This window comes from Bacteroides sp. MSK.20.82, from assembly GCF_019052485.1.
Lineage (GTDB): Bacteria > Bacteroidota > Bacteroidia > Bacteroidales > Bacteroidaceae > Bacteroides > Bacteroides thetaiotaomicron.
In genome coordinates, this window is the sequence record NZ_JAHQUN010000132.1 from 1 (window position 1) to 816 (window position 816).

Here is an 816-nt window from a genome sequence, read left to right on the forward strand (position 1 = left end):
CCGGTTTCTCTCCAGTGCAGGCAGAAAAGGTATCAATTAGATGCAATCCTTTTGCCGATGGGCGGTAGTTCCTGAATGGTGTCGGTGTCTTTTCTTTTATGATGCAGCCGTTTTCCTGTATTCAGGTATAGAGAGAAACGACACAAGGAACTTTAGGGAAAAGAAATAGTAACGCTGTCTTTATCACTAAAATTATATATATAAATATTATATATACATATATTATTTGATTGACATCAACTTACGCCAAGTAACATTCAATTTATCTTGCATAATTACATAGTCTGCCATTTTCTTTTCTACCTCATTAAGAACCTCTTGATTAACTTCTTCCTTATGAATATTTACATACCTAGCCAACTGATTTATATTATTTCCTATACGTTTCATTTCCAAACAAATTTCATCCATCGAACGAATAAATTCTTTAGGGTCAATAAGACCAACTCCTTTCCTAAAGACTCTCTGTCTAAAATAATCTGACATACATTTGCTAGATTTAGAAGCTTTAGTTAGTTCTTCATATTCTAAATTCGTTAAGCGAACTTTCACTATTCTATCTCTTTTATTTGCTTTCATACTATGATACTAAATAATATATGCCCCCAAGTTGCGAGGGGGCTAAACTCCTGATTTATCAGGCAAGATTTGGTTTTTGTGGACACAAAAACACATCTTGCTATTAATTTCTACAAACGCAAATATATAAATTACTAAACACCCTCCCAAACAAAAGGGAAAAAAATACAATTAGATAAGTTTTTTTGGTATCATAATAATGTTCTCTTATCGTCTATGCCGGGCAGAACCCGGAAA

1 protein-coding gene is annotated in these 816 nt (G+C 33.2%); it reads right to left on the reverse strand.

What is annotated here, in order from left to right; all coding sequences use genetic code 11:
• Window positions 1–222: 222 nt before the first annotated feature.
• Complete coding sequence (mobC, locus tag KTR07_RS28135; RefSeq protein ID WP_007557662.1) at window positions 223–579, reverse strand: plasmid mobilization relaxosome protein MobC; 357 nt, start codon at window positions 577–579, stop codon at window positions 223–225.
• Window positions 580–816 lie beyond the last annotated feature (237 nt).

Coding starts and splice junctions, on each gene's coding strand:
- mobC (WP_007557662.1), bottom strand. CDS start 579: ATGAAAGCAAATAAAAGAGATAGAATAGTGAAAGTTCGCTTAACGAAT.